7 protein-coding genes are annotated in these 5,598 nt (G+C 44.6%); all 7 read left to right on the top strand.

Annotated features, from left to right (window positions below; genetic code table 11):
* Positions 1 to 349: 349 nt before the first annotated feature.
* A complete protein-coding gene (locus tag SCJ97_11420; protein MDW7740642.1) occupies positions 350 to 766 on the top strand; it encodes a secondary thiamine-phosphate synthase enzyme YjbQ in 417 nt (138 codons plus the stop codon).
* 104 nt (positions 767 to 870) lie between these two features.
* On the top strand, positions 871 to 1,833 hold the full coding sequence (locus SCJ97_11415) for an alpha/beta hydrolase (GenBank protein MDW7740641.1): 963 nt from the start codon (positions 871 to 873) through the stop codon (positions 1,831 to 1,833).
* 38 nt (positions 1,834 to 1,871) lie between these two features.
* Positions 1,872 to 3,050: a reductive dehalogenase gene (locus SCJ97_11410; protein MDW7740640.1), complete on the top strand. Its 1,179-nt coding sequence runs from the start codon at positions 1,872 to 1,874 to the stop codon at positions 3,048 to 3,050.
* A 167-nt stretch (positions 3,051 to 3,217) separates the two neighbouring features.
* Positions 3,218 to 3,499, top strand: coding sequence for a hypothetical protein (locus SCJ97_11405; protein ID MDW7740639.1), 282 nt, complete (start codon positions 3,218 to 3,220; stop codon positions 3,497 to 3,499).
* Between the two features lie 2 nt (positions 3,500 to 3,501).
* The gene (locus SCJ97_11400) at positions 3,502 to 3,894 is read left to right on the top strand and encodes a type II toxin-antitoxin system VapC family toxin (GenBank protein MDW7740638.1); all 393 of its coding nucleotides are present in this window, start codon (positions 3,502 to 3,504) and stop codon (positions 3,892 to 3,894) included.
* Positions 3,895 to 3,993: 99 nt separating this feature from the next.
* Positions 3,994 to 5,196, top strand: coding sequence for a PLP-dependent aminotransferase family protein (locus SCJ97_11395; protein MDW7740637.1), 1,203 nt, complete (start codon positions 3,994 to 3,996; stop codon positions 5,194 to 5,196).
* An 85-nt stretch (positions 5,197 to 5,281) separates the two neighbouring features.
* Positions 5,282 to 5,598, top strand: a 317-nt coding sequence (locus SCJ97_11390) for a tyrosine-type recombinase/integrase (protein ID MDW7740636.1), incomplete at its 3' end; no start/stop codon positions are given.

Below are 5,598 nucleotides of genomic sequence, written 5' to 3'. Positions count from 1 at the left end.
ACATAAATGGGGTCAGGTCTTGAAATATAACATTTGTAAATGAGACCTTATAATTCAAGACCTGACCCCTCCGAAAATATTCAGAGCATCAAAGAGGGACAGGTAAAGTTTGACAGAGCATATCCCGGTGCGATGATTGGACGAGCAGATATCTTCAGTGGTGACAGTTGGCAGGTGCTCATGAGACATGAGCATTTATCTTTTAGAGCTGTACTTTATTTTAGAGCTCTGGTAAACATAAATGGGGTCAGGTCTTGAAATATAACATTTGTAAATGAGACCTTATAATTCAAGACCTGACCCCTCCGAAAACTCCGAAAAGAGTAAACAAGCAGGAGGTTAAGTATATATGAAATCCTTTAGGAAAGAACTCTGGTTTCAAACCAGGGAAAGAAGGGAGTTTATCAATATTACACCCCAGGTTCAGCAGGCCCTTCAGGAGAGCGGTATTCAGGAAGGGCTACTGTTGTGCAACGCCATGCATATTACGGCCAGTGTTTTTATTAACGACGATGAAGCAGGGCTGCATCATGATCTGGAAATTTGGCTGGAGAAACTGGCACCGGAGAAGCCCCATGCGCAGTATCGACACAACGGGTATGAGGATAATGCCGATGCCCATCTCAAACGGTCGGTGATGGGCAGGGAAGTGGTGGTGGCTGTGACCGGGGGTAGGTTAGATTTTGGTCCCTGGGAGCAGATCTTTTATGGTGAATTCGATGGCAAAAGAGAAAAAAGGGTTTTAGTGAAGATTATTGGGGAATAATCAGGGAGAATGCCTCCATTATCGCTTATATGTTGAAATAAAGTAGTTTCATAAGCATATGTGCAGCTGGAGATAATTATTATAGACTTAACTGGAGGAGACTGATGACAGCATTAAAAATATTAGGCATAATCATATCTATTATATTGGTCATCGTTGGTGTATTATTGATTGTTTCTTATATTAATCATAATAATCAATTAAGAAAAGAAGCCAAAGAATACCCACCACCTGGGAACGTGGTTGAAATTAATAAGAAAAAAATGCATGTATACGCAGAAGGTGAAGGTGAAATCACACTTGTTTTTTTGGCTGGGCATGGTACCAGTAATCCAACATTGGATTTTAAACCCTTGTGGATTAGGATGACGGATAAATACAGGATTGTCGTAGTGGAAAAATCAGGTTATGGCTGGAGTGAAACATCAAATAGCCCAAGGGATATAGATACTATCCTTGAAGAAACACGGAAGGCACTGGAGTTCTCAGGAGAAAAAAGTCCATATGTACTATTTCCCCATTCCATGTCAGGCTTAGAGGCGATATACTGGGCGCAAAAATACCCTGATGAAGTAAAAGCAATTATAGGATTGGACCCAGTTACACCAGAAACTATTGACATTATACCTGAGCCTCAAAAAATACAGTTATACTTCATGTATTTTATATCAAGAATAGGTTTATCCAGATTCATGCCGGAATCTGAAGTAGGAGAGAATTTGCCTTTAATGAAGTCAAATGAATTATCAGAGAAAGATAAAAATCAATACTTAGCAGTTTTTTATAAAAGTGCATTTACAAAGGATATGTTGAGTGAAGTTAATTATTTGAAAGACAATGCTGAAGTAGTATTAGTAAATGATGTTCCTGCCAACACCCCTATGTATTTTTTCATTTCTGAGGACCAAGAGATGAACGCAGTTGGTTGGAAAGAAGCATTATCTAAATATCTTTCGAAGATAACTATTGGAGAACAGATGCTTCTCGATACTGGCCATTATGTCTATTATGATAAAGCGGATATAATTGCTGAGGAGGCTAAAGCTTTTATAGAAGAGATAAAGTAAACACAAAAACTACATTTTTAACAACGGGAGATGTTTGGTTGAAAAATGCTCGGTTTACACTAAAATTGGATTTTAAGGTTAAAGTTGTCGAACAGCCTGTCTACAGCAGGCCACCTTATGGAATTGATAGCAACCTGAGCCGATTTGATGAAAGGGAAGCGGCTTTTTACAGTTCGCGTTTTACAGATGAAATGATGGGTGGTCAAAGCTGGCGTGACCGGATGGCTTTCGTTGCCGCCGAGAAAATGCTCAAAACTGCTTCCGGCTATACCCAGCTTGATTATGCGCTAAATGAGGCCTCCTGGCGATCTTATCACCCCTATAATCAATCTTCCCTGATGGATTGGGTTGACGCTCCGGAAATCCGCAAGCCAATCGAAAAGGATCTGGCAGAACGAGGTTGTAAGTGGAGGGGTAGAGCTGCACAGAACAGCGTAATAGTAAAGCAGGTAGCTCGCTATTTTGGCGCCGCCGCGGTGGGCGTTACCGCCTTAAATGAATCATGGTTTTATTCACATGATCGCGACGGGTTGCCAATATTATTTTCAAAACAGGTGGAATTCCCAAAAATAAACTCAAAAGGCCGGTTTATCCCCTCACCATCAAATCGGGTAGTTGTGATGCTGGTTGCCCAGGACCGGGAACTGGCCCGGTTTAGTCCTTCAGCGCTGGCTGGTACAGCTGTAGGACATGGATATTCAAAGATGGCCGAAACAGTTTCAAAAATGGCGGTTTTTATCAGGGGACTTGGTTACAGCGCCATTCCCATGGGAAACGATACCAGCCTGAGTATTCCCATAGCTGTTGATGCCGGCCTGGGTGAGCCCGGCAGGCACGGGCTTTTGCTAAATCCGGAGTATGGCTCTCTCGTGCGAATCTGCAAGGTCTTAACCGACTTACCGCTGGAAACAGATCGTCCGATTACTTTTGGTGCAGCAGAGATCTGCCGAAACTGTACTATCTGTGCAGATAACTGCCCTGCCCGGGCGATTTCATTTGATAGTGATCCTACTTATGAAACCGTTTGCGCCTCAAACAATAAGGGTATTAAAAGGTGGCCGGTAAACAGCTGGTCTTGCTTAAAATATTGGGCCAACAACGGCACTGACTGCGGCATTTGTCAGGCGGTTTGCCCCTTTAGCCGCACGACTGCAGTTGGCCTGAGGCTGAACGACCCGCAAGATTGGTGGAACATCCAGCTAGATGTAACTGGTTGATAACTGATGATTATCATGGGTGAGTTCTCAGCTAGAAATCAACGGAATCACTACAATGTTTGATTTCAGCATGCGATGCTTTATCGCTTAGGGGCTTGTTTTTTAACAAAAACAGTGCTAAAATAACACTATAATATAACTAATAAGCAACCAGGATGGTGAAAACCATGGTTAATCTAACGATCAGGAACATCTCAGAAGAGCTGATGAATAAGTTGAGAAAACTAGCAGCTATTGAGAGACGGAGTATTAATAATGAAATTTTAATCTTGTTAGAAAAAAGTTTATTCGGATATACTCCAGAAAAAATAGTTGATCAAGCTGCTGTCGATGCTCAGGCTGAGCTTTGGCAGAAGCTATCCGGTGAGTGGGACGACCCCCGTAGTGCGTCAGAAATTGCATCTGAAATATCTTCCACCAGGACCAAAGGGCGGGAGGTTAATATTTAAAGATGATTCTGATCGATACAGATATTTGTATACATATACTGTGTGGCAGCAATAAAGTGATCGAAGAGAGAAAGAAATACCCTGATCAAGTTGCAGTATCTTTCATGACCCTGGCTGAACTATATTACGGAGCAGAAAAATCTGCGAATCCAATTAAAAATCGATCTCTCATCGAGCAGTTTTTACTTACCATAGATGTAATTAATTCCGATAATCAGATTATGCACAGGTTTGGATTACTTAAAGCATCACTTGAGAACTTAAGTTTATCTCTAGCCGACGCCGATCTTATGATTGCTGCTACTGCTCTGGAAAAATGCAACCTTTTAGTTACAGGCAATCTTAAGCATTTTGGCAGAATTGATGGTTTGCTCCTGGCCAACTGGATAACGTAACCGGTTAAAGGCCATACTGACAAAAGTCTGTTATACATGACTCAAACATCCTCAAGTAGATATGCTCACCTAATTCACAATTTCTGGGGAGGGAAACCATTGGACATTCAAGATTACTTCTCCGACCTGACACGCCAACAGGGAAGTCGTGCCCTGGCCGAACTGTTTCAATTGACAGAGCGTCCCGACATTATTTCATTTGCCGGCGGTTTTCCCGCCCCCGAAATGTTTCTACCCGGGGAGGCTGCAGAGATAACCAGGCAGTTGCTGGTAGAAGAGCCTTCTACTGTGCTCGGGTATAGTCCTACTCCTGGATTCTCTGCTTTGCGGGAGTTCCTGGCCGATCGTCAGTCACGCCTGGGCATGCCGGCAGCTGCCAGCGAGTTAATGGTGACCAGCGGTTCTCTTCAGGGACTGGATATTCTCGGGCGTGTGTTCCTGAACCGTGGTGATCGGATTATCGTTGAAGCCCCAAATTACCTTGGTGCACTGAGCACCTTTGCCTCTTATGATGTTAAGATTGATTCTGTCCCCGTCGATGCCGAAGGGCTCGACACAGCCCGGCTGTCTGAATTACTGGAGCAACGCCGGCGCCAGGGCTCCCTGCCAAAGCTGCTTTATACAGTCCCCACCTTCCAGAATCCTTCCGGTCAGACAATGTCTCACCGGCGGCGGCAGGAATTGCTGACCTTGGCCGACAGCTACGGGTTATTAATAATTGAGGATAATGCGTACGGTGAACTCCGTTTTGTCGGGGAAGAAGTACCAACCCTTAAGGCCCTGGACACTGGTGGATATGTCATCTACCTTGGCACCTTCTCTAAAATTCTTTCCCCCGGAATTCGAATCGGCTGGATTCATGCAGCGGCCGAGATCATAGAGAGGGCTATCCTGGTGCGTCAAGCTATGGATCAATGCTCGAATTCCCTCGGGCAGCTGCTGGCCCTGGAATTTGGTCGCAGAGGACTGATAGAGAAGCAAATTAACAAGACGGTCCGCCTGCTTGGGGAAAGAGCCCGGTTGACACTCGATTTGCTCGCTCGTGATTTTCCCGCCGGGACAACCTGGACAAACCCGGAAGGAGGATTTTACACCTGGGTTACTCTTCCACCTGAGATCGATACAGCGCAGCTTCTGCCTCACTGCATTGAGAAAGCCCGGGTCGCCTACGTGGCAGGGGTTGCCTTCTACGCCGGCAAAGGGGGCAATAATCAGATGCGGCTCTGCTACTCGCAGCCTGGTTTGGACGACATTGCCCGGGGAATACCACGACTGGCAAGAGCTTTGAAAACAAAATTTTAGCTGTTTAACTGGGTCTAACTGGGGTCAGGTCTTGAAATATAACATTTATGTATGAAACCTTAGACCCCTCTGATTGTGAAACCTTATAATTCAAGACCTGACCCCTCCGATTGCTTCAAAAAGAAATGGCCGTAGAGATTTAACCTTATTAATCGTTCTCTACGATAGTGGTGCACGGGTTCAAGAAGTTGCTGATTTAACAGTAGGTAGCGTTCGCCTGCAGAAACCGGAAACAATCAACTTGAAAGGCAAAGGCAAGAAAACTCGAATCGTGCCCATCATGAGGCCAACAGCCGGGTTGCTCCAGCAATACATGATTGAACATGATCTGGACAGCGCATCAAAGCGATCTCAACCACTATTCTTCAATCGCTCTGGAAACAAGTTTACACGTGCTGGTAT

This window comes from Bacillota bacterium (assembly GCA_033549065.1).
Lineage (GTDB): Bacteria > Bacillota > Dethiobacteria > DTU022 > DTU022 > JAWSUE01.
Note: the sequence above shows the minus strand (reverse complement) of the source record. Positions and strands in the feature narration are given on the sequence as shown.